The organism is Devosia sp. LC5 (assembly GCF_000735585.1).
Taxonomy (GTDB): Bacteria; Pseudomonadota; Alphaproteobacteria; order Rhizobiales; family Devosiaceae; genus Devosia.
In genome coordinates, this window is sequence record NZ_JNNO01000046.1 from 1 (window position 1) to 25,677 (window position 25,677).

General features: G+C 62.6%; 24 protein-coding genes. 14 read left to right on the forward strand and 10 right to left on the reverse strand.

What is annotated here, in order from left to right; genetic code table 11:
• Positions 1–701 precede the first annotated feature (701 nt).
• Positions 702–2,234, forward strand: coding sequence for a DEAD/DEAH box helicase (locus tag FF80_RS19125; RefSeq protein WP_052153773.1), 1,533 nt, complete (start codon positions 702–704; stop codon positions 2,232–2,234).
• Between the two features lie 117 nt (positions 2,235–2,351).
• Here the strand turns inward: FF80_RS19125 and FF80_RS19130 are convergent, their stop codons facing one another.
• The 8 genes from FF80_RS19130 to FF80_RS19165 form a co-directional block, all read right to left on the reverse strand.
• Positions 2,352–3,209 (reverse strand): intradiol ring-cleavage dioxygenase, encoded by an 858-nt coding sequence (locus FF80_RS19130; RefSeq protein ID WP_035103288.1) that lies wholly within the window; start codon positions 3,207–3,209, stop codon positions 2,352–2,354.
• A gap of 132 nt (positions 3,210–3,341) precedes the next feature.
• The gene (locus tag FF80_RS19135) at positions 3,342–4,754 is read right to left on the reverse strand and encodes a trehalose-6-phosphate synthase (RefSeq protein WP_081917549.1); all 1,413 of its coding nucleotides are present in this window, start codon (positions 4,752–4,754) and stop codon (positions 3,342–3,344) included.
• Positions 4,755–4,821: 67 nt separating this feature from the next.
• Positions 4,822–5,598: a trehalose-phosphatase gene (gene otsB / locus FF80_RS19140; protein ID WP_081917550.1), complete on the reverse strand. Its 777-nt coding sequence runs from the start codon at positions 5,596–5,598 to the stop codon at positions 4,822–4,824.
• A 198-nt stretch (positions 5,599–5,796) separates the two neighbouring features.
• Positions 5,797–6,420: a nucleoside deaminase gene (locus tag FF80_RS19145; protein ID WP_035103290.1), complete on the reverse strand. Its 624-nt coding sequence runs from the start codon at positions 6,418–6,420 to the stop codon at positions 5,797–5,799.
• Positions 6,421–6,430: 10 nt separating this feature from the next.
• Positions 6,431–7,192 (reverse strand): META domain-containing protein, encoded by a 762-nt coding sequence (locus tag FF80_RS19150; protein ID WP_035103292.1) that lies wholly within the window; start codon positions 7,190–7,192, stop codon positions 6,431–6,433.
• A 74-nt stretch (positions 7,193–7,266) separates the two neighbouring features.
• Complete coding sequence (locus tag FF80_RS19155) at positions 7,267–7,767, reverse strand: ureidoglycolate lyase (protein ID WP_035103294.1); 501 nt, start codon at positions 7,765–7,767, stop codon at positions 7,267–7,269.
• Complete coding sequence (locus FF80_RS19160) at positions 7,767–8,594, reverse strand: bifunctional allantoicase/(S)-ureidoglycine aminohydrolase (RefSeq protein ID WP_035103296.1); 828 nt, start codon at positions 8,592–8,594, stop codon at positions 7,767–7,769. The genes FF80_RS19155 and FF80_RS19160 overlap by 1 nt, the downstream gene beginning before the upstream one ends.
• 59 nt (positions 8,595–8,653) lie before the next feature.
• Complete coding sequence (locus tag FF80_RS19165; protein ID WP_035103297.1) at positions 8,654–8,989, reverse strand: metalloregulator ArsR/SmtB family transcription factor; 336 nt, start codon at positions 8,987–8,989, stop codon at positions 8,654–8,656.
• 51 nt (positions 8,990–9,040) lie between these two features.
• Here FF80_RS19165 and FF80_RS19170 point away from each other — a divergent pair, with 51 nt between their 5' ends.
• The 3 genes from FF80_RS19170 to FF80_RS22025 are packed head-to-tail and all read left to right on the forward strand — an operon-like array spanning position 9,041 to position 10,045.
• On the forward strand, positions 9,041–9,493 hold the full coding sequence (locus FF80_RS19170; RefSeq protein ID WP_035103298.1) for an SRPBCC family protein: 453 nt from the start codon (positions 9,041–9,043) through the stop codon (positions 9,491–9,493).
• Entirely contained in the window at positions 9,490–9,852 is a 363-nt protein-coding gene (locus tag FF80_RS19175) for a glyoxalase/bleomycin resistance/dioxygenase family protein (RefSeq protein WP_035103300.1), read from the forward strand. Before FF80_RS19170 ends, FF80_RS19175 begins: the two co-directional genes overlap by 4 nt.
• 43 nt (positions 9,853–9,895) lie before the next feature.
• Entirely contained in the window at positions 9,896–10,045 is a 150-nt protein-coding gene (locus FF80_RS22025; protein WP_160172863.1) for a hypothetical protein, read from the forward strand.
• On the opposite strand, the gene puuE is transcribed toward FF80_RS22025, so the two are convergent.
• Both puuE and FF80_RS19185 read right to left on the reverse strand, forming a co-directional pair.
• Positions 10,025–11,440 (reverse strand): allantoinase PuuE, encoded by a 1,416-nt coding sequence (gene puuE, locus FF80_RS19180; protein WP_035103302.1) that lies wholly within the window; start codon positions 11,438–11,440, stop codon positions 10,025–10,027. The genes FF80_RS22025 and puuE overlap by 21 nt on opposite strands.
• A gap of 82 nt (positions 11,441–11,522) precedes the next feature.
• Complete coding sequence (locus tag FF80_RS19185) at positions 11,523–12,506, reverse strand: LysR substrate-binding domain-containing protein (RefSeq protein ID WP_052153774.1); 984 nt, start codon at positions 12,504–12,506, stop codon at positions 11,523–11,525.
• Positions 12,507–12,615: 109 nt separating this feature from the next.
• Here FF80_RS19185 and uraH point away from each other — a divergent pair, with 109 nt between their 5' ends.
• The 10 genes from uraH to guaD all read left to right on the forward strand — a co-directional run bounded on the left by uraH (position 12,616) and on the right by guaD (position 25,533).
• Entirely contained in the window at positions 12,616–12,972 is a 357-nt protein-coding gene (gene uraH, locus FF80_RS19190; RefSeq protein ID WP_035103304.1) for a hydroxyisourate hydrolase, read from the forward strand.
• Positions 12,973–12,974: 2 nt separating this feature from the next.
• The gene (xdhA, locus tag FF80_RS19195; RefSeq protein ID WP_035103306.1) at positions 12,975–14,432 is read left to right on the forward strand and encodes a xanthine dehydrogenase small subunit; all 1,458 of its coding nucleotides are present in this window, start codon (positions 12,975–12,977) and stop codon (positions 14,430–14,432) included.
• 172 nt (positions 14,433–14,604) lie between these two features.
• On the forward strand, positions 14,605–16,932 hold the full coding sequence (gene xdhB / locus FF80_RS19200) for a xanthine dehydrogenase molybdopterin binding subunit (protein ID WP_035103308.1): 2,328 nt from the start codon (positions 14,605–14,607) through the stop codon (positions 16,930–16,932).
• A gap of 349 nt (positions 16,933–17,281) precedes the next feature.
• The gene (gene xdhC, locus FF80_RS19205; RefSeq protein WP_052153775.1) at positions 17,282–18,142 is read left to right on the forward strand and encodes a xanthine dehydrogenase accessory protein XdhC; all 861 of its coding nucleotides are present in this window, start codon (positions 17,282–17,284) and stop codon (positions 18,140–18,142) included.
• A gap of 1 nt (position 18,143) precedes the next feature.
• Positions 18,144–19,676, forward strand: a complete 1,533-nt coding sequence (locus tag FF80_RS19210) for an ABC transporter ATP-binding protein (protein WP_035103310.1) — start codon at positions 18,144–18,146, stop codon at positions 19,674–19,676.
• The gene (locus FF80_RS19215; RefSeq protein WP_035103312.1) at positions 19,660–20,739 is read left to right on the forward strand and encodes an ABC transporter permease; all 1,080 of its coding nucleotides are present in this window, start codon (positions 19,660–19,662) and stop codon (positions 20,737–20,739) included. The genes FF80_RS19210 and FF80_RS19215 overlap by 17 nt, the downstream gene beginning before the upstream one ends.
• The gene (locus tag FF80_RS19220) at positions 20,736–21,665 is read left to right on the forward strand and encodes an ABC transporter permease (protein WP_035103314.1); all 930 of its coding nucleotides are present in this window, start codon (positions 20,736–20,738) and stop codon (positions 21,663–21,665) included. The genes FF80_RS19215 and FF80_RS19220 overlap by 4 nt, the downstream gene beginning before the upstream one ends.
• Positions 21,666–21,711: 46 nt before the next feature.
• The gene (locus tag FF80_RS19225; protein ID WP_200877237.1) at positions 21,712–22,800 is read left to right on the forward strand and encodes a BMP family ABC transporter substrate-binding protein; all 1,089 of its coding nucleotides are present in this window, start codon (positions 21,712–21,714) and stop codon (positions 22,798–22,800) included.
• 208 nt (positions 22,801–23,008) lie between these two features.
• The gene (locus tag FF80_RS19230) at positions 23,009–24,235 is read left to right on the forward strand and encodes a urate hydroxylase PuuD (protein WP_035103316.1); all 1,227 of its coding nucleotides are present in this window, start codon (positions 23,009–23,011) and stop codon (positions 24,233–24,235) included.
• Positions 24,232–25,533 carry a guanine deaminase gene (gene guaD / locus FF80_RS19235; protein ID WP_035103318.1) on the forward strand — a complete coding sequence of 434 codons (1,302 nt, stop codon included), beginning with the start codon at positions 24,232–24,234 and terminating at the stop codon, positions 25,531–25,533. Before FF80_RS19230 ends, guaD begins: the two co-directional genes overlap by 4 nt.
• The last annotated feature ends 144 nt before the right edge of the window (positions 25,534–25,677 follow it).

Below are 25,677 nucleotides of genomic sequence, written 5' to 3' on the forward strand. Positions count from 1 at the left end.
TGGAGCGGGGGCGGGGGGCGGGGGGGGGTGTGCATTAAGCACCGCAGGATGGTCGTGATGGTGGAGGTTTTGAGTGTTTCGTCGCGATGGGGGGGGGGCAGGGGGGGTGTGGGGCGGATAGTTGGTTATTGTTGTTAGGGGGGGGTTTGAAGCCGCCTGCCGCCGCCACCACCCGCCGATGCCCTGGCTCACCTCGCCCCTCAGGGGAGAGGTCGGCGCGTAGTGCCGGGTGAGGGGTGCGATGCTGCCGCGGGGGTGATGTCCGAGCATCGCACCCCTCACCCTGGCCCTCTCCCCTGAGGGGCGAGGGGACGATAGAGCACCGCGATCAGAGGATATGCGATGGCCAGCCCTGAGGGTAATGAGGGCCCCAATCCCGCCTCTGCAACCCCGCCATGCATCGGCAAAACACGAATTGCCTTGCTATTTCAGCTCGCTTCCCCCATTTAGGCAGCATCGTCGCAGCTGGACATTGCCAGCAAGCCTATCAGCGACGGACTTCTCTTCTTATCGATCCTAGCGGTGAGCGGCGAAGTCAGCCCGGAAACAGTATGTCCGGGTTCGAGCCAGCACCCGCGCGATATCTCCCTTTATCGCCCGATTGCGTTTGTTGACCCTCGCCACCGCAGGTGCGGCTGGCGACATGCGCGCTGCATTGTTCTGCGCGCCGCCATGCGCTTGATGCGCAGAAAGACTAAACATTGACTGATTTTACTTCTCTGGGCCTGCCCGCCGTTCTGACCGACAGCCTCACCGCTGGTGGTTTTACCGTGCCCACCAAGATCCAGGCCCAGGCCATTCCCAAGCTGCTGGAAGGCAAGGACCTGATGGGCATTGCCCAGACCGGTTCGGGCAAGACGGCCGCTTTCGGCCTGCCGATCCTGGCCGGTATCCTGACCCTGACCGGCAAGGCCCGGCCGATGACCACCCGTGCGCTGATCCTGGCGCCGACGCGTGAACTGGCCGTGCAGATCGACGAAAACATCCGCAAATTTGCCGGCTCCAAGATGGCTTTGTCCACCGTGCTCGTGCTGGGCGGCGTGTCGCGCTACCACCAGGTGCAGAAGATTGCCAAGGGCGTCGACGTCGTTGTCGCCACCCCCGGCCGTCTCAAGGACCTGATGGATGACGGCAAGATCAAGCTGAACGAAACCCGCTGGCTGGTGCTCGACGAGGCCGACCGCATGCTCGACATGGGCTTTATCGCCCCGGTCAAGCACATTGCCAAGGCCATCGGCCAGCGCCGCCAGACCATGCTGTTCTCCGCCACCATGGCGCCTGAGATCGCTGACCTGGCCAAGGGCCTGCTGAACGATCCGGTGCGTGTTGACGCTTCGGTTGCCGGCTCCACCGTGGTCAAGATCGACCAGCGCGTGATCCTTTCCGGTGCCAAGGCCAAGCGCGGCGTGCTCAATGAACTGCTGGCCAGCGAAACCGAAAACATGGAACGCGTGATCATCTTCTCGCGCACCAAGCATGGTGCCGACCGCGTCGCCAAGAACCTCGATCTCGATGGCCACAAGGCCGCGGCGATCCATGGCAACAAGAGCCAGAATGCGCGCCAGAATGCGCTCAAGGGCTTTGCTTCGGGCGATGTCCGCATTCTGGTGGCGACCGATATTGCCGCCCGTGGGATCGACGTGCCCGGCATCACCCATGTGGTCAATTACGAGCTGCCTGATGATCCGGAAAACTATGTGCACCGTATTGGCCGCACGGGCCGCAACGGCGCCTCGGGCATTGCCATTACCCTGTGCGACGGCACCGAGCGCGGCAAGCTGCGCGATGTGGAACGCTTGATCCGCCGCACGCTGCCGGTGTCGGGTGACCTGCATCTGGGCAATGATACCGGCGTCAATGAAGCCCCGCGTTCGGCCTACAAGAAGCCCAATGGTGGCCGTCCGGGTCCGCGTTCGGCCAAGAACCCGCGCCAGCAGGTCGATCGCCGTTCGCCCGCCGAGCGCCGTCCCTTTGCCGAATTCGCCAAGGATGCCGGCAAGGGCCAGCCGCACCACCAGCCGTCCGAAACACCGCGCGCGCGTCCAGCCGAAGCGCCTCGCGCTGCCCGGCCCGAGGGCCAGGTCAATCGTGTGCGCCGGGATCTTGAAACCGGCAAGCCTGTCGGCGCCAAGCCCGAGGCCAAGAAGCAGCGCTGGGGCAAAACCCAGAAGGACGCGGCCCGCACCAATGGGCGGTCCAATGCGGATCGTCAGCGCGGGCGTGCAGCCTCGTAAGGGGTTTTCGAATTGAAAGAAGGGCGGTCCGCGAGGGCCGCCCTTCTTGTTTTCACTAAGCTACCCACTCCCACCGGGTCATTCCGGCCTGCGCCGGGACGACTCCGTGGTTTGAATTTACTCTTTGAGCGGCGGTACCATGGTTGAGCGATCCGCCGTGCCCGTCGGCCCGCCACCGCCGGGCGGGGGACCGCCGGCGCCATCTGGCGGTGGGCCGCCTGCTGGCCTGTCGCCGCCGCCAAAGCCTACAGCGGATTGCGCATTGGGATCGACGCCCACGATCATGGCGACCAGATATTCCGCCTCCAATTCCTTGACGAAGGCGAAGGCGGCGCGAGTGGATTGGGTGGCTATGCTGTCATTGGAGTTGAGCGTGTCGCGCTCCTCCCTGCGGTCGTTATAGGGCGCGACGTTGAGATAGATATATTCGCTCAGCGCGTCGGGCAAAAAGATCTGCCCGGTCAGGATATTGGTCTGGTCCAGAAACACCTTGAAATGGATATGGGTGGTGCGGCCGCGATACCAGCTGGGATAGACGGTCTCGAATTCGACAATGCCGGTTTCGGCGGTGAATTGGGTGCCGCGCATGAAGGTTTCGCCGGTCGTATCGACGCTGCCATCATCGCCCTGGCCGGCATAGCCGGAATAGACCCCGCTGGCATCGCAATGCCAGATATCGACCCGCGCGCCGGTCATGGGCACGCAAGCGGCATCGACCACTTGCAGCCGCAGGCGCATGGGAATGCCCGGTCGGCCCTCGGTGATGTCGGCGCGCTCCATGGCCGGGTCGAAATAATAGGGGCCTTCGGTAACCTCCGGGATGATGACGCAGACATCTGCGCCCTGGAGCAGGGCGGCGGTCTGGCTGGCCGGGGCGGCGGCTTCCTGCGCGAAAGCCGATTGGCTCATCAGCAGGCCGCCCGATGCGGTGACGGCGAGGCCCCGGAAGGCATCGCGGCGATTGATTCTGGTCATGTAACCCCCTTTTTGCGGTTCTGCCGGATCTCGGATGCTCCGCTCAACGCCGGCCTTGGATATCCTGATAGCGGTTTGTAGCTAGAAAAGAGCGTTACAAGCCGGAAAGGCGCATGACCATTTGGTGAGCGATCACGCCACCGATGCCAGGTACAGAATATCCCTGGTGCCGCTGCCGGCGGTAGTGGCGGGGGCGAGGCGATCGAGGAAGCGGGCGGCCCAGGCGTCGACATTGTGTTCGCGGGCGGCCTCCATCAGGGACGTCCAGCGGGCGATGCGTTCGTCGAGTGGCATGTCGAGGGCGATGCGCAGGGCTTCGGCGGTTTCGTCGGTGTCGAAGGGGTTGACCTCGATGGCGCCGTCGAAAATCTCGGCAGCGCCGGCAAAGCGCGACAAGACCAGCACGCCCGGGTCCTTGGGGTTTTGCGAGCCGACATATTCGTGGGCCACCAGGTTCATGCCATCGCGCAGCGGGGTGACCAGAGCCACCTTGGCCAGGCGGTAGAGCCCGGCGAGGCTGGGCTGGCCATAGGCGCGCTTGACATAGGTCAGGGGTTGCCAATCGGGCTCGGCAAAGCGGCCCATCACACGGCCGCACATGGCGTCGAGCGCGTCGCTGGTTTCCTGATATTCCTTGATCGTGTCGCGCGACGGCGGCGCCACCTGCAGCATATGCACATGGCGGCGGAAGCGGGCATTGTTGGCGAGCAGCTTTTCATAGGCTTCGACGCGCTGCGGCAGGCCCTTGGAATAGTCGAGCCGATCAACGCCCAGGATCAGCTTCTGCTCGCGGAGCACCCGCTCCATGCGCTTGACCATCTTGGTCGCGGCGGGGCTGACCGAGAGGCGCGCGAATGCGTCCGGGTCTGAGCCGATGGGGAAGGAATCGACCTCGGTGCGGCTGAAATCCACCGATTTGAGCGGATTGCCCGAGAGGGAGGAGGGCGATTGGTGATCGGCGAATTCGGTGAAGGCGGCGACGTCCCGCTTGGCCTGCATGCCGACGAGGTCATAGCGCGACAGGTCGCGCATCAGATCGTTGTGGTGGGGAATGGCGTAGAGCGCGTCGGAAGTGGGGAATGGGATGTGGAGGTAAAATCCGATGCGGTTGCGGGCGCCCAGATTGCGCAATTCGCTGGCCAGCGGGATCAGGTGATAATCGTGCACCCAGATCACGTCATCGGGCTTGAGCAGGGGCAAGAGGGCACGGGCGAATTGCACATTGACGCGGCGATAGCCCTCATACCAATGGGCCTCGATGGTGGCGAGATCGAGCCGCAGGTGGAAACTGGGCCACAGGATCGAATTGGAAAAGCCGGCGTAATAATCGTGGTGATCGTCGCGGGTCAGATCGATCTGGGCGACCGAGAGGCCATCGATATCTTCGAAGCGCGCCTCGCGCTCGGGATGTTCCGTCAGCCGGCCGGACCAGCCGAACCAGAAGCCTTCGCGCTCGCTGAGGGTCTTGCGCAAGGCAACGGCCAATCCGCCCGCGGCGGGGCCTTTTCCCGGCGTGCGATTGGAAACGACGATCAAACGGCTCATATGTTTGCCCCTATTTTAGTCCAGACGCCGAACTGCAGCTCCGCAAGGGAGGTGCAGATCGGGCGTCCTAATGCGTCTGTTCATATTCCCGGTCCCGGGCGACGATGTCGCCCAGGCCCTGCAGCAAGGCGTGGACCGAGGCGACATTGGCGATGCGCATGCGCGCCGAGGTTTCTCCTTCGCCCAGCTTGATGCCGACGCCACCCAATTCCTGGGCGGCGATGAAGCCGTCTTCGTCGGTGGTGTCGTCGCCGATGAAGATCGGCAGGCGGCCCAGGAACGGCTCTTCCTGCATGAAGGCGCGCAGGGCGGTGCCCTTGGTCATGCTGCGGGGGCGGGCCTCGATGACCATCTTGCCGGCGACCAGGGTGAAATCGGGAATGCCGTTGACGGCTTCTTCCATGGCGTGGCGGCATACATCTTCAAGCTCGGGCGCTTGCCGGTAATGCAGGGCCACGGCGCCTTCCTTGGCTTCGAGCACCAGTTCTGGATGGGTCATTACCAGCGGCTCGATGGTGCGGGCAATTTCCTCGGCAGCAAGGATTGCGGCGGGATCGACGGTTTCAACGAACCCGTCGGCGCGGCGGCGCTGGGTGCCGTGGGCACCGGCAATGGGCAGGGTGAGCGGGGCCAGATATTTGTCGATATCCTCGATCTCGCGGCCGGTGAGGACGGCAAAGGCGCTGTCGAGCTCGCGCGCGGTGCGCTCAAGCTGATGGGCCAGCGATACGGGAACATCGATGCCGTCCGGCGTTTCGGCCAGTTCGACCAATGTGCCGTCGAAGTCGGTGAAGATGGCCAAACGCGGAATGGCGTGTGGCTCTGCCTGGTCGATCTGGGACATGACGTGCCTCGGAAGGGAAGTATTCTGAAGCATCAACGCATGGTGCGGCGATTGGTTCGGCATGGCAGGTATGTGGGGAAAGCCACATCCCAGCAGACCTCATCCTGAGCTTGTCGAAGGACGAGGTCGTGGCGGCCAAGCCTCCACTCGCTCGACCTCGTGGTTCGACAGGCTCACCATGAGGTCTCCCTAATATCCTCACGCCAGTGGAATACCCTTGTTGCCTTTGTCCTTCTGGTAGGCAGCGGAGAGGTCTGCATAAAGCGCGTTCACGTCGTCGAAGCGGGCCAGCAGGGTTTCGCGGTGGCCACGGTCGAGGCCCGCGATCATGCGGGCGATGCTGTGGCTGGTCCAATATTGATTGGTGGCGTTGTAGAGCGGGCGGTCGGGGGAGACCGTGCCGGTTTCGGGGTCCGGGGTGGCGTAGACCGCCTTGAGGATCTGGATGTCGTAGGGGATGGCGAAGCTATCGCGGCTGTCTTCGTGGCTGAACAGGAAATAGAAATTGTCGAAGCCCGACCAGGTGATGCCGGACAGGCACAGCGAGCAGGGCTCGTGGGTGGCGAGAAACAGACAGTCTTTGACGGCGGGGCGCTGGTCGGCGGGGAGTTCGAAGAAGCGCTTGATGGCATGCATTTCGCCATGCCAGAGCGGGTTTTCGACCTCGTTATTGGTTTCGGCCACGACGACCGAGAGATCGGACTTGCGCAGGATGGCCGCCCCGAACAGCTTGTTGCCGCGCGCCACGCCGGCTTGGGTCACAGGGGCGATGTCCTGCTCGATGACGTCGAGGAGGCGGTCGATCAGAGCGGCAGAATCCATCTTTAACTTTCTATGGTGCGGCGTGCAGTACAACCAGCGAGGTGCCGCCGGCATCGTTGAGGTAGAGGATATTGCCTTTGATCTCGTAGCCCGCTGTGGCGGCGAGGGCGGCGAAGAGTGCGGCTTCCTGAGCCATGATTTCGGGGGCGCAGGCCATGCGGGTGCCAGCGACGGGGCCGAATTTGAGCCCGCTATCGGCAAAGGCGGCTTCGCTGAAATAGCTGTTGCAACTGCCATGCCCGCCCGCACGGCCTTCGGGGGCGATGGAGAGGGTTGGCATGGCCGTGGCCAGAACGGGCGTGCCGCCGATGCTGTCGACGATCCATTCGGTTTCAAAAATGGTGGGCATGATATCGAGCGTGGCGACCGGGTCGGTGGGGACGGGAACGGGCTGGACGATAATGGTGACGGGGGCGATGGCTTGCAAATCCACCGGCACAGGAGCGGCGTCGCGGAACACGACGATATCGCCCGAAAGGATTTCAGCGGAGAGGCCATAATGTCCGCTCGCAGCGACCACATTGGAGCGCACGTCGAAGGCAAAGGAGAGCGGCACCTGGCCGGGGGCGGCGAGCAGGGCGGTGGCGCCGGCAATGGGCCTGGGCCCCTCGGCACTGAGCGAGACCAGCGTCACGCGGAGCTGGGCATTTTCCGGCAGGGCGATGCGTTGGCGATAGGTCACTTCGCCGGAAAAGGTCAGGTCCTCGGCCGCAATGGCCGAGCCAAATCCGGTGGTGAGCAGCAGCAACAGGGTCAGCACGATCTTGAGCATGGTGTCCTCCCTCTCAAGCAATCGGTCCTCACGTAACGCCTTGGCAGCATTATGGATGCTCGCCCACCGGGGTTTCAATCGGCGTGTTTGACGATGAATGGCGCGGGGTAAAGATATTCTTCCAGATTATTGCCATCGCCGCCGCGATCGACAACGAGGAAATCGCTATCGCGCTCCAGCGGCGTCAGCACGCCATGCCAGGTGTTCATCGCGATATTGACGCCCTGGCCTGGCCCGGTGAGGAAGGCGCGGGGCGCGCCCGGTACACCGTCCATGTCAGGCGCGACGACGACGAGGAAGGGACGTTCCGAGAGGGGATAAAAGGCCTGGCTGCCCAGGGGGTGGCGCTCGACCAGCTTGAGGCTGAGCGGAATGGCATAGGGCTGGCCACGGAAGATTGAGATCAGGGGGCGGGGATTATCGCCGCCCAATTGCACATTGGCCAGGTCGTGGAAGCGCTCGGTCATGCCCGCATTGATCGGGTAATGATGGGCGCCCGCGGTCTGGATCACCTGGCCGAAGGGGGCGAAAGCCTCCACCGTCAGCGGCTCAATGAAAATGGCCTGCTCGCTCATCAGCGCAGGCTCAGTTTCATGTGGCGGTTGACGTCCTTGTAGAGCAGGTAGCGGAACCGGCCGGGGCCGCCGGCGTAGCAGGCCTGGGGACAGAAGGCGCGCAGCCACATGAAATCGCCGGCTTCGACCTCGACCCAGTCGCGGTTGAGCCGGTAGACCGCTTTGCCCTCGAGCACGTAGAGGCCGTGTTCCATGACATGGGTTTCCTCGAACGGGATCGAGGCGCCGGGTTCGAACGTAACGATATTGACATGCATATCGTGGCGCAGATCGGTGGGCTCGACAAAGCGGGTAGTGCCCCAGCGATCGTCAGTGCCGGGCATCCAGCGGATGGGAGTGTCGCGTTCATTAGCGACGAAGGCGGTGGGTAGCTCGATCCCCTCGACGGCCTCATAGCGCTTGCGCACCCAATGGAAACTGACGGGGGCAGCGCTCTTGTTGAACAGGGTCCAGGCGCAGCCGGGGGGCAGGAAGGCATAGCCGCCGGTGGTCAGCAGGTGGGATTTGCCGTCGATGGTGAGACTGGCTTCGCCTTTGACGACGAAGAGAACGCCTTCGGCTGTTGCATCGGGCTCGGGTTTTTCGCTGCCGCCGCCGGGCAGCACTTCCATGATGTATTGCGAAAAGGTCTCGGAAAAGCCCGAGAGCGGCCGGGCGATCACCCAGGCGCGGGTATCGGTCCAATGGGGCAGATAGCTGGTGACGATATCACGCATCACCCCATGGGGGATGACCGCATAGGCCTCGGTGAAGACGGCGCGGCCGGTATGGAGGGCCGTCTGGGCGGGCAGGCCAGCGGACGGAATGGCATAGGGGGAAGTGGTCAAGTGGTCTCCTGGCGGCAACGCGGCGTCTGGCTTGACTGGACAGCGCGGCGCCCGCTTCGTCAAGAGCGCTCTGGCGCTTCCACCTGCCGTTTGAGCTTGCTCAGCATGGCGGCGGCATAGGTGGCGTAGGGGCCGATCCAGCGTTCGTGCAGGGCATGGATGGGCAGGGCATCGAGATGGTTCCAGCGCTCGCGACCGCGCCGTTCGACGACGATCAGCCCGGCTTCTTCGAGCACCTTGAGATGCTGCATCACGGTGCAGCGGTCGAGCTCGGGCAGCAGGTCGCAGAGCATGCCGGTGGTGCGTGGCTCGTCCTTGAGCAGATCAAGGATGTGCCGGCGGGCGCGGTGGCTCAGGGCCTTGAAGATGCTGTCGTTTTCGTCTTCAGTTGACATGTTATATTTTTATAACATATCGTAAGGGCAGTCAAGCATGAGGAGAGACAGATGGCTTATGATTTCAGGGTCAGCGGGCGCATCGCCAAGCCGGTGCATGAAGTGTTCGAGGCGGTGGCGGACCCCAAGCAGCTGTCGGGCTATTTCACCACCGGCGGCGCCAAGGGGCGGCTCGAGATGGGAGCGACGGTGACGTGGGACTTTGCCGATTTTCCCGGGGCGTTTCCGGTGAAGGTGGAGCGGGTCGAGAAAGACAAGGAAATCGTGCTGCATTGGCAGGCGGCCGAGGATGGCGGGCCGGCCTATGACACGACGGTCACCATGAGCTTTTCGGGGCTCGATGATGGCCGGACGCTGGTGACCATCGCGGAAAAAGGCTGGCGCGACGGCGATGCAGGGCTCAAGGCGGCTTTGGGCAATTGCGAAGGCTGGACCGGCATGCTGTGCGCGCTCAAGGCCTATATCGAGCACGGCATCAATCTGCGCGAGGGGTTTTACAAGTGAGTGCCGAAATCGGCGGCGGTATCAATATTGCCATGAAGGTGCCGACCCATTGCTACGAAGCCACCGTGGCGTTCTACCGGGACACTCTTGGGCTGCAGCGCGTTCCGGAGAAGCCGGATGTGGTCGGCTTTGTCTATGGGCCGAACCGGCTGTGGATCGACCATGTGCCGCAATTGTCGCAAGCCGAGGTGTGGCTCGAGCTGTTCACGCCGGATTTCCCTGCTGCAGCAAGTGCGTTGGAGGTGGCGGGCGTGGTTCGCAATGATGGCATCGAACCGCTGGGCGAGGGATTCAAGGGTGGGTGGTTCTTCAACCCGGCCGGGATAGTGCATCTGGTGCGCACGCCGGACGCCTGGTAGCGCGGCGTTAGGCTTACCAAATCATCAACTATTGGCGCGCATCATGGTGCTCATGAGTGAACATGAGCACCATAGCGGGCGGCAAACGGCGGATTGGCTGCGGCACAATGTGCCTTGGCTCGGGCTGTTGGCCTTGCTGGCCACCCTGCTGCGGGAAGCCGATCTGCCGGATTTACGGCAGGATCGCCTTTAGCCGCAGCAGCGCAATGCGTTCGACCTGCGCGCAGGCCGCCTTGAACTCTTCGGCGGCGCTGTTGGTGATGCGCGCCTCGAAGGCGGCAAGGATCGAGGCCTTGGTATTGTCCTTGACCGCGATGATGAACGGGAAGCCGAATTTTTCGACATAGGTTTTGTTGAGCGCGGTGAACTTTTCGCGCTCGGCGTCGGTCAGGGCATCGAGGCCGGCGGAGGCCTGTTCTTCGGTCGAAGCTGCGGTCAGCCGCTTGGCGGCGGCCAATTTTCCAGCCAGATCAGGGTGGGCGCGCAGCACGGCGAGCCGTTCTTCATCGGTGGCCAGGCGGAACTGGGTGCGCAAGGCAAATTGCAGGCCTATGGCGGTGTCATTGGCCGGGGCCAGCTCACCCTCCCACGCGCGTTCGGCAATCCAGGGGGAGTGCTCGAAGATCGAGCCGAATTTTTCGACGAACTCGGCTTTGGGCAGTTGCGAGGGGATGAATTCGGGGGCCCGATAGGGGTGTTCCCTAGCCCAGTGCCGGGCGATGTCGAGGCGGGTGGGCACCCAGACCTTGTCGAAGCTCTTGATGTAGTCAACGAACTTCTTGAGCCCCTGGAAGCGGCCGGGCTGGCCGACGAGGCGGCAGTGGAGCCCAATCGACATCATCTTGGGCGAGCCGGCTCGGCCCTCGGCATAGAGGCAGTCAAAACTGTCCTTGAGGAACTGGAAATATTCCTCGCCATTGTCAAAGCCTGAGGCGGTGACGAAGCGCATGTCATTGGCGGCGAGCGTATAGGGAATGATGAGCTGGGGCTGGCCCTGATGGACGCGCCAATAGGGCAGGTCGTCGTCATAAGTGTCGGAGATATAGGCGAAACCACCGGCCTCCGAGACCAGATCGACCGTATTGAGCGAGCAGCGGCCGGTGTACCAGCCCAGGGGGCGCTCGCCCGTGGCGATGGTGTGCAGGCGGATCGCCTCGGCAATCTGCTGGCGCTCGACCTCGGGCGTCATGTCCTTGTGCTCGACCCATTTATAGCCGTGGCTGGCGATTTCCCAGCCGGCTTCCTGCATGGCGGCAAGCTGGGCCGGGGCGCGCATCAAAGCGGTGGCGACGCCGTAAATGGTGAGCGGCAAGGCGGCTTCGGTGAATAGGCGATGCAGGCGCCAGAAGCCGGCCCGCGCGCCATATTCATACATGGATTCGACGTTCCAGTGGCGCTTGTCGGGCCAGGGCGCGGCGCCGACCACATCGACCAGGAAGGCTTCGGAAGCCGCGTCGCCATGCAGGATATTGTTTTCCCCGCCCTCTTCGTAATTGAGCACGAATTGCACCGCCACATGCGCGCTGCCGGGCCAGTTGGCATTGGGCGGAGTGGGGCCGTGGCCGTGCATGTCGCGGGGGTAACGCATTGGACTGTCTCGTGGAAAGGTCGGAGGGAGGCGGTAAGGTAAGCAGATGTGGACGCGGGGCGCTAGATGCCCTGGCGCACGGTTACACCGCCCCTGGCAGGGAGACGCCTTCGAAATAGCCCTTGGCGTGGTCGAAAAATATTGCGGGGGCCAGGTGCAGGGCGCTGCTGCCGCGGACCATAATTCCGAAGCGGTTGGTGGGCAGGCCGCTATCTTCGAGCGGGCGGAAGACCAGGGTGCCGCGTTCGATTTCGTTCTGGGCGCCGATGGGCGTCATGATCGAGGCATAGTGGCCGCCCAAAGCCAGTTCCACCATGAGGCGGATGGAATCGACCTCGACCAGCGGCGGCAGGATGGTGGCCGAGCCGCGCAGGAAGGGCTCGATGACTTCGCGGATGGAGATTTCCGGCTTGGCCACGGCCAGGGGATGCTCGATGCATTGCCGAAAAGTGAGGTGTTTGCTGGCGGCCAGGGGGTGGTCGGGCGCCATCACTGCGCCGATCCGCACGTCGCGGCGGAAGGCGACGTCGATCTGGCGGGGCGGCTTGGCGATGAATCCGAGCCCGATATCGACGCGCTCATCCAAGAGCCGCTCGATGACGCCCGATGAGGATGTAACCGAGACGTCGAGATTGAGCCGGGGATAGCGGCGGCCGAAATCGGTGATGAGCCGGGGCAGGAAGGAGAGGCCAATGCTTTCGGCTGCCGCGATGCGGACCGAGCCGGATTTGATGCCACGCAGCATCTCGATTTCGGACACCGCTGCCTCGATGGGCGCCGCTAAGCGTCGGGAGTGGCGGAAGAGGATTTCGCCCGCTGGCGACAGCCGCAGCCGTCGCTTTTCGCGGATGAAGAGGGCAATCCCGAGGGCATCTTCGAGCTGGGCGACCTGCCGCGTGATGGCCGAGGAGGCGATATCGAGCCGTCGCGCCGCCTCGCGGATCGACAGATGCGTCGCCACGGCGTTGAAATAGATCAGCGATGGCTGGTGGAACACCCGCGCCAAAAGGCCGGTGGAAAGGGCATGTTCGCGGGGGCGGTCGGGTGGCTTTGGTCTGGAATCCATGATCTTACACTGCTGCCGATCTGGCAGCATAATGCTCCCAAATTGAGAGTATCAAGAACAATTCCACGCGCGCTATGGTTTCCCGTGGGGACGACGCAAGGAGCAGCTTATGGCGGGTGATGCACGCCTGACGACGCATGTATTGGATACGATGCATGGCAAGCCGGCCAAAGGGATGCGGCTTGAGCTGCTCTATGTGCATGGCGATCATACGCACCACATAGCCGATAGCTATACCAATGCTGACGGCAGGGTGGATCAGCCGCTGCTCGACAGCGACCAGTTCCAGAATGGCGAATACGAAATCCACTTCCATGTCGGGCAATATTTCGAGCGGCTGGGCGTGGAGCTCGAGGCGCAATTCCTCGATGTGGTGCCGATCCGCTTCACGATCTCCGAGGACAAGCATTATCACGTGCCGCTGCTGGTCAGCCCATTTGCCTATTCGACTTATCGGGGGAGCTAGGCATGGCCGAGATCGCCAACGCCATTCGCTTCATCCTCAATGACGAGGAAATCGCGCTGACCGATGTGGCGGCGGATACGACGCTGCTCGATTTCCTGCGGCTGGAAAAGCGCCTGCGCGGTTCCAAGGAAGGCTGTGCCGAGGGTGATTGCGGGGCCTGTACCGTGCTGGTCGGACGGCTCCACGGCGATGAGATGATCTATGACTCGGTCACGGCCTGTATCCGGTTCGTGGGGAGCCTGCACGGCACCCATGTGGTGACGGTGGAGCATTTGCGGGCCAAGGATGGCACGCTGCACCCTGTGCAGCAGGCCATGGTCGATCAGCATGGCAGCCAATGCGGGTTTTGTACGCCGGGCTTTGTGATGAGCCTTTATGGGCTGTGGATGCGCGATCCCCATCCGAGCCAGCCGGCGATTGAAAAGGCGCTGCAGGGCAATCTTTGTCGCTGCACTGGGTATGCGCCGATCATCCGTGCGGCCAAGGCGATTTCTTCTTATGGCGCGCCGGAGGCCGATCCGCTGCGGGCCGAGCGCATTGCGCTCAAGGGTAAGATCAAGGCGATCCATGATGGGCGCCGCGTCGAGATTGCCGACCAGATCATCGTGCCGGCGAGCCTTGATGATTTCGCTTCGGTTTACGAAGCCAATCCGGGCGCGACCATTGTGGCCGGCTCGACCGATGTGGGGCTCTGGGTCACCAAATTCATGCGGCGCATTGGGCCGGTGATTTTCATCGGCCATTTGCAGGAGCTCAAGCGCATCGCGGAAAACGATAGCGAATTGCGGTTTTATGCCGGGGTCAGCTATTCGGAAGCGCTGCCATCCATTGCGGCCAATTTCCCGCAATTGGGCGAATTGTGGGATCGCATTGCGGGCGAGCAGATCCGCAATATGGGCACGATCGGGGGCAATATTGCCAATGGCTCGCCGATTGGCGACACGCCGCCGCCGCTGATCGCGCTGGGCGCCAAGCTGCATCTGCGCTGGGGCGAGCATCGCCGCGAGATCAAGCTCGAAGATTATTTCCTCGCTTATGGCAAGCAGGACCGCCAGCCGGGCGAGTTCGTCGAAAGCGTCACCATTCCCTATCTGCCGGCGGGCGAACATTTCGCGACCTACAAGGTTTCCAAGCGCCGCGAGGAAGATATCTCGGCGCTCTGCGGGGCTTTCCGGGTTTTCGTCAACGATGCCGGCGTGGTCGGGATGGTCCGTATCGCCTTTGGCGGCATGGCGGCGACGCCAAAACGCGCCAGGGCCGTGGAAGCGGCTTTGGTGGGCAAGCCCTGGACATTGGAGACGGTGGAAGCGGCTATCGGGGCTTTCGCTGAGGATTATCAGCCGATTTCCGACATGCGGGCTTCGGCGGAATATCGCCTGCTGACGGCGCAGAACCTGCTGCTGCGGTTTTTCCATGAGACCACGGGGCGTGGGCAAAGATTGCGGCGGGAGGTGGCGTGATGGTTTACCGGGCACGATGCCTTCCTTCTCCCCTTGAGGGAGAAGGTGCCCGAAGGGCGGATGAGGGGTCTCTTTCTGCATTTCCGGCATGGGCTGGCGCAGAACCCCTCACCCGTCTCGCGCTATGCGCGATCCACCCTCTCCCTCAAGGGGAGAGGGGAAGGAAGAGCCTATGAACAAGCACCCGACCATTTCCCGCTCGACGCTGCATGAGTCCACTCGCCACGATAGCGGGCCCAAGCATGTGTCCGGCTCAGCCGAGTATATCGATGACATGATCGAGCCGGCCGGCACGATGCATGCTTATCTGGCGCTTTCGACCAAGCCGCATGCCGAGATCGTTGCCATCGACTATGCGGCGGTCAAAGCCTCGCCGGGCGTGATTGGCGTGCTCACGGCCGAGGATATTCCCGGCGAGAATGATGTTTCGCCCAGCCACAAGCATGACGAGCCGATCTTTGCTGCGGGCAAGGTGCATTTCTGGGGCCAGCCGCTATTTGCCGTGATCGCAGAAACCCGCGACCAGGCGCGGCGGGCGGCCCATCTTGCTCAGGTCGAGTACAGGGATTTGCCCTTCGCGCTCGACGTGCGCGCCGCACAGGCGGCAGGCGGGCAATTGGTGACTGAGCCGCTCAAGCTCGAGCGGGGCGATGTCGCGGCGGGCTTTGAAAAATCGCCGCGCCGGGTCAAGGGCAGTGTCACTATTGGCGGGCAGGACCACTTCTACCTCGAAGGCCAGATCGCCATGGCGATCCCCGGCGAAGATGAGGACGTGACCGTCTTTTCCTCCACCCAGCACCCCAGCGAAGTGCAGCTGATGGTGGCCCATGTGCTCAACATCCAGCAGCATGCGGTGACGGTGAATGTGCGCCGCATGGGCGGCGGCTTTGGCGGTAAGGAAACCCAAGGCAACCTGTTCGCGGCGGTGGCGGCCATTGCGGCCAAGAAGTGGAACCGTGCCTGCAAGATCCGCCCCGACCGCGACGACGACATGACGGCCACCGGCAAGCGGCACGATTTCGTGGTCGATTACGATGTCGGCTATGACGACACGGGCAAGATCCAGGCGGTCGACGCCGTCTACGGCGCTCGCGCAGGGTTTTCCTCGGACCTGAGCGGGCCCGTTACCGACCGGGCTCTGTTCCACTGCGACAATGCCTATTGGTATCCTGCCGTGCGCGCCCGCTCTGAGCCGCTTTATACCAATACCGTCTCCAACACCGCCTTTCGTGGCTTTGGCGGCCCGCAGGGGATGATGGCCTGTGAGCGCTGGATCGAGGATATTGCCTATGATCTGGGGCGCGATCCGCTCGAGATCCGCAAGGCCAATTTCTATGGCACCGACAGCGAGAATGTGACGCCCTATCACCAGGTGGTGGAGGACAATGTCATCCATCGCGTGGTGGATGAGCTGGAGCAATCCTCCGATTACCAGGCCCGCCGCAAGGCGATCCTCGACTACAATGCGGGGAGCCCGATCCTCAAAAAGGGCATTGCGCTGACCCCGGTCAAATTCGGCATTTCCTTCACCGCCACCTGGTATAATCAGGCCGGCGCCCTGGTGCATGTCTACAAGGATGGCTCGATCCATCTCAGCCATGGCGGCACCGAAATGGGGCAGGGGCTCTATATCAAGGTGGCGCAGGTTTTGGCCGATGCCTTCTGCGTCGGGCTCGATGCCATCAAGATTATGGCGACCTCGACCGGCAAGGTGCCGAACACCTCGGCCACGGCTGCCTCGTCCGGTTCCGATCTCAACGGCATGGCGGCCTGGGATGCGGCGCGGCAGATCAAGGCGCGGCTCGTCACCCATGCGGCCAAGCTCTATCAATGCGATGAGGCGGTGGTCGAGTTTGTGCCGGGCGGCATTCAGGCGGGCGACCAGTTCGTGGCTTTTGCCGAGCTGATTGCCTCGGCTTATCTGAACCGTGTGCAGCTTTCTGCGGCCGGTTTCTACCAGACGCCGAAAATCCATTGGGATAGGGCGACCGGGCGGGGGCACCCGTTCTATTATTTTGCCTATGGCGCTTCGGTCAGCGAGGTGACGATCGATACGCTGACGGGCGAATATGTGGTGGACCGGGTGGATATCCTCCATGACGTCGGGCGCTCGCTCAACCCGGCCATCGATATCGGGCAGGTGGAAGGCGGGTTCATCCAGGGCATGGGGTGGTTGACCACGGAAGAACTGGTCTGGGACGACAAGGGCCAACTGCGTACCAAGGCGCCGTCGACCTACAAGATTCCGGTGGCGAGCGATGTGCCGCGGATTTTCAACGTGCGGCTGGCCGAATGGTCGGTGAACAAGGAGCCGACGATCGGGCGCTCCAAGGCGGTGGGCGAGCCGCCGCTGATGCTGGCGATGAGCGTGGTCGAGGCGCTCAGCATGGCGGTGGCGAGCGTGGCGGACTATAAAATCGCGCCAAGGCTGGATACGCCGGTAACGCCTGAGCGGGTATTGATGGGGTGTGAGCGGTTGAAGCGGGAGGCAAGGGGGTGACGGCGTTGTGCCAAGACCGCCGATCCCCACCACCGGCCCCTCCCCTCAAGGGGGAGGGGAACACACGCCCACAGAGTCTGGAGCTTTACCCTCCCTCCCCCTTGAGGCCGGGCTATAGCATGTGCACCGAGGTCACGGCTCTATCGTCCCCTCGCCCCTCAGGGGAGAGGGGCAGGGTGAGGGGTGCAATGCTGGGTGCATTACTCATATGGAAGCATCGCACCCCTCACCCGGCGCTACGCGCCGACCTCTCCCCTGAGGGGCGAGGTGAACCGAGCCACATGCGATTGTCCTGCTCATCGGCGGCAGGTCGGGAAGGGGTATCCCCAAGGCCATACGAGGCCGCACCATGACCCGCTCCGCCGAACTCGCCGATTTCTTCGCTGCCCACCGCACCATTATTGCCTGCGAACTGACCTCAGTGCGCGGCTCGTCGCCGCGTGAGCAGGGTACGTTCATGCTGGTCAGCATGGGCTCGATTTTCGGCACGATTGGCGGCGGGGCGCTCGAGTATATGGTGATCGAGCATGCCCGGCGGCTGATCGCCGAGGGGCGGGCCGAAGAGGCGATGGATGTGCCGCTGGGTCCGGAAATCGGGCAATGTTGCGGGGGGCGGGTCGGCGTCAGCTTGCGGCATGCCGATGCGGATGTGCGGGCAAATCTGGTTGCGCGCATTGCGGCGGAGGAGGCCAAGGAGCCGCAGGTTTACATTTTCGGCGCCGGTCACGTCGGCCGTGCGCTGGCGCAAATCCTCGCGCTGCTGCCGGTGCGTTCGGAGGTGATCGATACGCGGCAGGAGGAATTGAGCATGTTGCCGGCGGGCGTGGCGTGGCGGCGGGTGGCCATGCCCGAGGCCGTGGTGCGGTCGGCGCCGGAGGGTAGCAGCTATGTGGTGCTTACCCATGATCATGCACTGGATTTCCTGATCGTGGCGGAAGCACTGAAACGCGCCGACAGTCCCTATGCCGGCATGGTGGGTTCGCAAACCAAACGGGCAAAATTCTCCAGCTGGTTTGTCGGGGAAGGCGGCGATCCGGCATTGCTCGAGCGGCTGATTTCTCCTATTGGCCGCCAAGGGCTTGGGGATAAAAGGCCGGCGATTATTGCGGCACTGGCGGCGGCAGAAATTATGGTTCACATTGGGCGGTGGGAAGCTGAATCTGCGCGGGCACGCACCCCCAAGAAACTGGGGGTGGTGATTGGACGCTAGTATGCCGTATCGGCTGGAATTGACCGGTATCACCAAGCGCTTTCCCGGCGTGCTCGCCAACGACAATGTCAGTTTTGCGGTCAAGCCCGGCGAAATCCATGCGCTGCTGGGCGAGAATGGCGCGGGCAAATCCACGCTGGTCAAGATGATCTATGGGATCATGCAGCCAGATGCCGGCGAAATCGCCTGGGATGGGCAGGTGGTCAATGTCACCAATCCCAAGGCTGCGCGGAAACTGGGCATCGGCATGGTGTTCCAGCATTTCTCGCTATTCGAGGCGCTGAGCGTGCTGGAAAATATCGCGCTGGGCATGGATGCCAAAATTCCCGCGCGGGAGCTGGAAGCGCGCATCCGCGAGGTGATGAATACCTACGGGCTGCTGCTCGATCCGCATCGCACCGTGGCGACGCTGTCGGTGGGTGAGCGCCAGCGCATCGAAATTGTGCGGGCGCTGCTGCTCGACCCCAAATTGCTGATCATGGATGAGCCCACTTCGGTGCTGACGCCGCAGGAGGTCGAGCAATTGTTCGACGTGTTGCGCAAGCTCGCGGCGCAGGGCTGTTCCATTCTCTACATTTCCCACAAGCTGCACGAAATCAAAGCTCTATGCGATACCGCGACCATTCTGCGTGGCGGCAAGCTGGTCGATACCTGTGATCCCAGGCAGGAAACATCGCGCTCGATGGCCGAGAAGATGATCGGCGCCGGGCTCAAGGATATCGTGCGCCAGCCCGGCCGCAGCATGGGCAAGCCCAAGCTGGTCGTCTCGCGCCTCTCCACCAGGAAGACCGGGCATTTCGATGTGCCGGTCGATGATGTGAGCTTTACGGTGCGAGCCGGCGAGATTTTCGGCATTGCCGGGGTCGCCGGCAATGGCCAGAACGCGCTGCTCGATGCGCTGAGCGGCGAAATCATCGGCGATGACAAGGATGCCGTGACCATTGACGGCTATCCGCTGGGCCTGCTCGGAACGACCGGCCGGCGCAAGCATGGGCTGTGTGCGGTGCCTGAGGAGCGCAATGGGCATGCGGCAATCGGCGATTTCAGCCTGAGCGACAATTCGGTGCTGACGGCGCGCGACAGGCTGGGCATGGTCATGCTGGGCCTGATCAATTCGGGCGCGGCCAAGACCTATACCGGCAAGGTGATTGCTGATTTTGCCGTCAAGGCGCTGGGGCCGGGTTCGACGGCGGGTTCGCTCTCCGGGGGGAATTTGCAGAAATACATTATGGGCCGGGAAATCCTGCAAAAGCCCAGTGTGCTGGTGGTGAGCCAGCCGACATGGGGTGTCGATGCGGGCGCGGCGGCGGCGATCCATCAGGCGCTGGTCGATCTGGCGGCGGCCGGCTCGGCCATTGTGGTGATCAGCCAGGATCTCGATGAGTTGCTGGCGCTGTGCGACATGCTGGCGGTGATCAATCTGGGGCATTTGTCCCCGGCCCGGCCGGTGGACGGGGTGTCGGTGGAAGAGATTGGCCTGTTGATGGGCGGAGTGCATGGCACGATGGAGGGCGCTGATGCAGTTCCGGCTTGAAAAGCGCCTGGAGCCGTCCCGGCTCATGCTTTACGCGACCCCGATTGCGGCCGTGCTGTTGACCATGGTCATTGGCGCCGTGATCTTTTCGCTAATTGGCTATGACGGCATTGGCGCGGTGCGCGAAATCTTCTTCACACCGCTGACCAATGCGTTCAAATGGCAGGACCTTGGCGTCAAGGCCGCGCCGCTGATCATTATCGGGGTGGGGCTGTCCATCGCCTATCGCGCCAATGTCTGGAATATCGGCGCCGAAGGGCAATATGTCATGGGCGGGCTGGCGGCGACCTGGGTGGCGCTATCCACTTATGGCATGAGCGGCTGGTGGATTTTACCGCTGATGATGCTTGCCGGCGTCATCGGCGGCGCGGCTTATGCCGCCATTCCGGCTTTGCTCAAGACCCGCCTGGGGGTCAACGAAATCCTCACCAGCCTGATGCTGACCTATGCTTCGGTGCAATTGGTCTATTACCTGGTCCGTGCCCCCTGGAAGGACCCGATGGGGATGGGCTTTCCGCAGACCCGCATTTTCTCGGAGGCCGCGCGCCTGCCCACTATCATCCCTGGCACCATCGTGCATATGGGCGTGCCGATCGCCGTGGCCGTGGCGCTGATTGCCTGGTTTGTCATGTCGCGCTCGGTATTCGGCTATCAGATGAAGGTGGTTGGAGCGGCGCCGCATGCGGCCCGGTATGGCGGTTTTTCCGAGAACAAGACGATCTGGCTGGCCATGCTGGTCAGCGGCGGGCTGGCGGGCATGGCGGGCATGCTGGAAGTCGCCGGGCCATTCCAGCGCATGGTGCCGGGCTTTCCCACCAATTACGGTTTTACCGCCATTATCGTGGCCTTCCTTGGCCGGCTCAACCCGCTTGGCGTGATCTTTGCCGGTATCGTGATGGCCATCACCTTTGTCGGCGGGGAAGTGGCGCAGACCAGTATCGGGCTGTCCAGTTCGGCGACCGGGGTATTCCAGGCCATGATGCTGTTCTTCCTGCTGGCGGGCGATATTCTGGTGCGCTATCGCATCAAACGGGTGGCTCCTGCTGCGGAGGCGCGCGCATGACGCCCGAACTCATCATCGCCATTATCGTTACCGTGGTGGGGGCCTCGACCCCCATTCTGATCGCGGCGACTGGCGAATTGGTGGTCGAGAAGGCAGGCGTGCTCAATCTGGGCGTCGAGGGCATGATGCTGGTGGGGGCGATCGCCGCCTTCATTACCCTGTTCCTCACCGGCAACCACTATCTCGCCATTGCACTGGCGGCGGCGGCCGGGGTGGCGACCTCGCTGATCTTCGGCTTCCTGACGCTGAGCCTATCGGCCAACCAGACGGCCACCGGACTGGCGCTGACCATTTTCGGCACCGGTTTTTCGGCGCTGGCAGGGCAGGGCTATAGCGCCCGGCCGGTTACTCTATTGGGACCGCTGTTTCCGGCGGAGATCGCCACTCATCCGGTATGGCGGGTGCTGTTCGGTTATTCGGCGCTGGTCTATTTTTCACTGGCCATGGTCATCGCGGTCTGGTGGTTTTTGAAGAAGACGCGGGCCGGGCTGATTTTACGCGCTGTGGGCGAGAATGATCTTTCGGCCCATTCCATCGGCTATTCGGTGGTGGGAGTGCGCTATGCCGCTGTGGCGTTTGGCGGGGCGATGGCGGGCATTGCCGGGGCCTGTTTTCCGCTACTGCTCACCCCGCAATGGGCGGAGCGGATGACGGCGGGGCGCGGCTGGATTGCCGTGGCGCTGGTGGTGTTCGCCTCGTGGAAGCCCTTCCGGCTGTTGGCGGGGGCATATCTGTTCGGCCTGGTCATGACCATGGAGCTTTATGCCAAGGCCGGCGGGGGACCGCTTTCGGTTATTCCATCCGAGCTATGGGCGGCCTTGCCCTATCTTGTCACTATTGCCGTACTGGTGCTGATTTCCATCCGGCGCGATGCTTCCAGCAATGCACCGGCCTGTCTTGGCAGGCCGTTTCTGCCAAGCAATTGAGGGTTGCCAGCCCTTGATCAATCAAGAACATATTCAGGAGAGACAGATGACCATTAATCGCCGCACTATCCTCAAGGCCGGCGCTGCCGCCGCCGCCCTGCCCTTACTCGGTTCGCGGGCCTTTGCCCAGGGCGAGCCGCTCAAGGTGGGCTTCATGCTGATTGGTACGCCCAATGACAATGGCTGGAACTTCGGCCATGCGCAGGGCGCCAAGTTCATGAAGGACACGCTGGGCGAACTGGTCGCCGAGCCGACCATTGTCGAGAATGTGCCCGAAGGCCCCGATTGCGAGCGCGTGCTGCGCGAACTGGCCCAGTCCGGCCACAAGCTGATCTTTGCCACCAGCTTCGGCTATGGCGATTATGTCATCAAGGTTGCCCAGCAGTTCCCGGATGTGAAATTCGAGCACGCCACCGGCTACCAGCGCTCGGACAATGTGGCGACCTATAATGCCCGCTTCCATGAAGGCCGCGCCGTTTGCGGCACCATTGCGGGCCACCTCTCCAAGACCGGCAAGGCGGGCTATATCGGCTCGTTCCCGATCCCCGAAGTGGTGATGGGCATCAATTCCTTCGTGCTGGCGGCCCGCAAGATCAATCCGGCTTTCGAGATCACCCCGGTCTATATCTCGACCTGGAACGATCCGGCCAAGGAAGCCGACGCGGCCCGCGCCATGATCGACCAGGGTATCGACATCATCGCCCAGCACACCGATGGCCCAGCGGCGCTGCAGGTTGCAGAAGAGCGTGGCATTGTCGGCGGTTTCGGCCAGGGCGCCGATATGAGCGCCTTCGCGCCCAAGGCGCAGCTGACCTCGATCATCGATCATTGGGGCCCCACCTATGTGCAGTCGGCCCAGGCAGTGATCGATGGCAACTGGGCCAGTGCTGACCGCTGGCCGGGCCTGAAGGAAGGCGAAGTGCAGATCGGGCCGTATAACGAGTCCATCCCGGCCGACGTCGTCGCCGCTGCCGAAGCCGTCAAGAACGGCCAGATCGATGGTTCGTTCAACATCTTCACCGGCCCGATCAACGACCATACCGGCGCCGAGAAAGTGCCTGCCGGGGTGACGCTGACCGATGCGGAACTGCTGAGCATGGACTGGTATGTCGAAGGCGTGAACCCGCCGGCTTAAGTGGCTGAACTGGGAAGGGGTGGTTCGATCACCTCTTCCTTCTCCCCTTCAGGGAGAAGGTGCCCGAAGGGCGGATGAGGGGTTCTGTGCTTTCCAGATGCCGCGAGGCGATAGGATGGCTCAGGACCCCTCACCCTGAAAATCTGCTGAACGCAGATTTTCTGTCCCCCTCCCACAAGGGGCGAGGGTAGGAAGGAAACTAGAGACGATGCCCGACTACGCAATTGCTTATGAATGGCTGATGTTCGCGGTCCGGTGGCTGCATGTCATCACCGCCATTGCCTGGATCGGCTCGTCGTTTTATTTCATCGCGCTCGATCTGGGCCTGCGCAAGACGCCCAGCCTGCCGCCGCTGGCGCATGGCGAGGAATGGCAGGTGCATGGCGGGGGCTTCTACCACATCCAGAAATATCTGGTGGCGCCCGATTTCCTGCCCGAGCATCTGACCTGGTTCAAATGGGAAAGCTATTGGACCTGGCTAAGCGGCTTCATGCTGATGGCGCTGATCTATTATGTCGGTGCCGATATCTACCTCATCGATCGCAACGTGCTGGACGTGCCCAATTGGGCGGCGATCCTGGTCTCGATGGGCTCGATCGTGCTTGGCTTTGTGGTCTACAATCGCCTGTGCAAATCGCCGCTGGGCGAGAGCCAGAACGGGCTGATGCTGGTGCTGTTCGTGATCCTGACGGCCATGGCGTGGGGCTATACGCAGCTCTTCACCGGACGGGCGGCGATGCTGCATATGGGGGCGTTCACGGCCTCGATCATGGCGGCCAATGTAGCCATGATAATCATTCCCAACCAGAAGATCGTGGTGGCGGATCTGAAGGCCGGCCGGGTGCCCGATGCCAAATATGGCAAGATCGCCAAGCAGCGCAGCCTGCACAACAATTACCTGACGCTGCCCGTCATCTTCTTCATGCTGTCGTCCCACTATCCGCTGGCCTTTGCCACGCAGTGGAACTGGATCATCGCCTCGCTGATCTTTTTGGTCGGCGTGGTGATCCGGCACTATTTCAACACGCGCCACGCCCGCAAAGGCAATCCGCACTGGACCTGGGCAGTGGCCGTGGTGCTGTTCCTGATCATTGCGTGGCTGTCGACTGCGCCCAAACTGCCGGGATCGGCGGGGGAGGAGGTGGCGTCTCGTGCGGCCGAACCCTTTCTCGCAGCCAGCCATTTCGCCGAGGCCAGCTTGACCGTGCAGACCCGCTGCGCCATGTGCCATACCGCCGAGCCGGTCTGGCCGGGCATTTATGAAGCGCCCAAAAATGTCATTCTCGACAATGATATCGCGGTGGCCAATCACGCCAGGGATATCGCCATTCAGGCGGGTTATTCGCATGCCATGCCGCCGGGCAATGCCACAGAGATGACCACGGAAGAACGGGCCTTGCTGGTCGAGTGGTTCCGCGAAGGCTCGGGCCAATGAGCAGGACCATTCTGCGCGGACGGGTGCTGAGCTTTGTCAGCGAACCGCAGAATATCGACGACGTGGCGAGCTATCGCTATTTCGCCGATGGCATGGTGGTGATTGCCGATGGCAAGGTGGCCAGCGTTGGCGATTATGATGCTGGTGTGGTTGGCGATGCCGAGATTGTCGATCATCGCCCGCACCTGATCCTGCCCGGCTTTATCGATCTGCATCTGCATTATGTGCAGAGCCAGATGATCGCCTCTTATGCCGGCTCGCTGCTGGAGTGGCTCAATACCTATACCTTTGTGGAGGAACAAAAGTTCAGCCAGCAGGGGCATGCGGGCGCGGTGGCGGCGGCTTTCTATGACGAGCTGATCCGCAATGGCACGACCACGGCCGTGGCCTACTGCTCGAGCCATCCACGAAGCGTCGATGCCTATTTCGCCGAGGCGGAAAAGCGCAATATGCTGATGGTGGGCGGCAAGGTGATGATGGATCGCAATGCGCCCGAAGCGCTGTGCGACACCGCCCAGTCGGGCTATGACGACACCAAGGCGTTGATCGAGCGCTGGCACGGCAAGGCCCGGGGGCTCTACGCCATCTCGCCGCGCTTTGCCATCACCTCGACCCCGGCGCAGCTGGAGGCGTCGCGGACGCTCGTGGCCGAGTATCCGCAATGCTATGTACAGACGCATCTGAGCGAGAATGCCGCCGAGATCAGTTTCTCGATGGAGCTGTATCCGGATTCACCGGACTATGCCGGCATCTACGAGGATTATGGGCTGCTCGGCCCCAGCACGCTATTGGGTCACTCGATCCACCTCAATCACCGGGAAACGCAGGTGCTGGCCGAAACCCAATCAGTCGCCGTGTTCTGCCCCACCTCGAACCTGTTTCTGGGCAGTGGACTGTTCGATCGCGAGCGGCTGGCCAAGGCCGGGGTGCGGATCGGGATTGCTACCGATATTGGCGGGGGCACCAATTACGGCATGTTGGCGACGCTGGATGAGGGCTACAAGGTGCTGCAATTGCGCGGCCAGCGGCTGACCCCGCTGAACTCGTTCTATATGGCGACGCTGGGTAATGCGCGGGCGCTGTCGCTTGAGGGGACGATCGGTTCGATCGAGCCGGGTTGCGCCGCGGATCTGGTGGTGCTCGACGCGCGCGCGACGCCAGCCATGCGGCTGCGCATGGAGACGGTGACCGATCTGGTCGAGGAATTGTTCCTGCTGCAGACGCTGGGCGACGATCGTTCGATCGCCGAGGTCTATGTTGCTGGCGCGCAGGCCAAGTCAATTTTAGGCGGGTTGTGAGGGCGTTGGCCTTGTCTTAGAGTCGGCATGGTTTTAGCGCTGAATCTCCAGCACATGCTGAGCCGTCCCCTCGCCCCTCAGGAGAGAGGGCTAGGGTGAGGGATGCGATGCCAAGGCATCAATGATGTTGCAGCATCGCACCCC

Excerpts from the sequence above, each read along its gene's own strand:
- FF80_RS19130 (WP_035103288.1), bottom strand. The coding sequence starts at position 3,209 with ATGACCAGAATCAATCGCCGCGATGCCTTCCGGGGCCTCGCCGTCACC.
- FF80_RS19135 (WP_081917549.1), bottom strand. The coding sequence starts at position 4,754 with ATGAGCCGTTTGATCGTCGTTTCCAATCGCACGCCGGGAAAAGGCCCC.
- otsB (WP_081917550.1), bottom strand. The coding sequence starts at position 5,598 with ATGTCCCAGATCGACCAGGCAGAGCCACACGCCATTCCGCGTTTGGCC.
- FF80_RS19145 (WP_035103290.1), bottom strand. The coding sequence starts at position 6,420 with ATGGATTCTGCCGCTCTGATCGACCGCCTCCTCGACGTCATCGAGCAG.
- FF80_RS19150 (WP_035103292.1), bottom strand. The coding sequence starts at position 7,192 with ATGCTCAAGATCGTGCTGACCCTGTTGCTGCTGCTCACCACCGGATTT.
- FF80_RS19155 (WP_035103294.1), bottom strand. The coding sequence starts at position 7,767 with ATGAGCGAGCAGGCCATTTTCATTGAGCCGCTGACGGTGGAGGCTTTC.
- FF80_RS19165 (WP_035103297.1), bottom strand. The coding sequence starts at position 8,989 with ATGTCAACTGAAGACGAAAACGACAGCATCTTCAAGGCCCTGAGCCAC.
- FF80_RS19170 (WP_035103298.1), top strand. The coding sequence starts at position 9,041 with ATGGCTTATGATTTCAGGGTCAGCGGGCGCATCGCCAAGCCGGTGCAT.
- FF80_RS22025 (WP_160172863.1), top strand. The coding sequence starts at position 9,896 with ATGGTGCTCATGAGTGAACATGAGCACCATAGCGGGCGGCAAACGGCG.
- puuE (WP_035103302.1), bottom strand. The coding sequence starts at position 11,440 with ATGCGTTACCCCCGCGACATGCACGGCCACGGCCCCACTCCGCCCAAT.
- FF80_RS19185 (WP_052153774.1), bottom strand. The coding sequence starts at position 12,506 with ATGGATTCCAGACCAAAGCCACCCGACCGCCCCCGCGAACATGCCCTT.
- uraH (WP_035103304.1), top strand. The coding sequence starts at position 12,616 with ATGGCGGGTGATGCACGCCTGACGACGCATGTATTGGATACGATGCAT.
- xdhA (WP_035103306.1), top strand. The coding sequence starts at position 12,975 with ATGGCCGAGATCGCCAACGCCATTCGCTTCATCCTCAATGACGAGGAA.
- xdhB (WP_035103308.1), top strand. The coding sequence starts at position 14,605 with ATGAACAAGCACCCGACCATTTCCCGCTCGACGCTGCATGAGTCCACT.
- xdhC (WP_052153775.1), top strand. The coding sequence starts at position 17,282 with ATGACCCGCTCCGCCGAACTCGCCGATTTCTTCGCTGCCCACCGCACC.
- FF80_RS19210 (WP_035103310.1), top strand. The coding sequence starts at position 18,144 with ATGCCGTATCGGCTGGAATTGACCGGTATCACCAAGCGCTTTCCCGGC.
- FF80_RS19215 (WP_035103312.1), top strand. The coding sequence starts at position 19,660 with ATGCAGTTCCGGCTTGAAAAGCGCCTGGAGCCGTCCCGGCTCATGCTT.
- FF80_RS19220 (WP_035103314.1), top strand. The coding sequence starts at position 20,736 with ATGACGCCCGAACTCATCATCGCCATTATCGTTACCGTGGTGGGGGCC.
- FF80_RS19225 (WP_200877237.1), top strand. The coding sequence starts at position 21,712 with ATGACCATTAATCGCCGCACTATCCTCAAGGCCGGCGCTGCCGCCGCC.
- FF80_RS19230 (WP_035103316.1), top strand. The coding sequence starts at position 23,009 with ATGCCCGACTACGCAATTGCTTATGAATGGCTGATGTTCGCGGTCCGG.
- guaD (WP_035103318.1), top strand. The coding sequence starts at position 24,232 with ATGAGCAGGACCATTCTGCGCGGACGGGTGCTGAGCTTTGTCAGCGAA.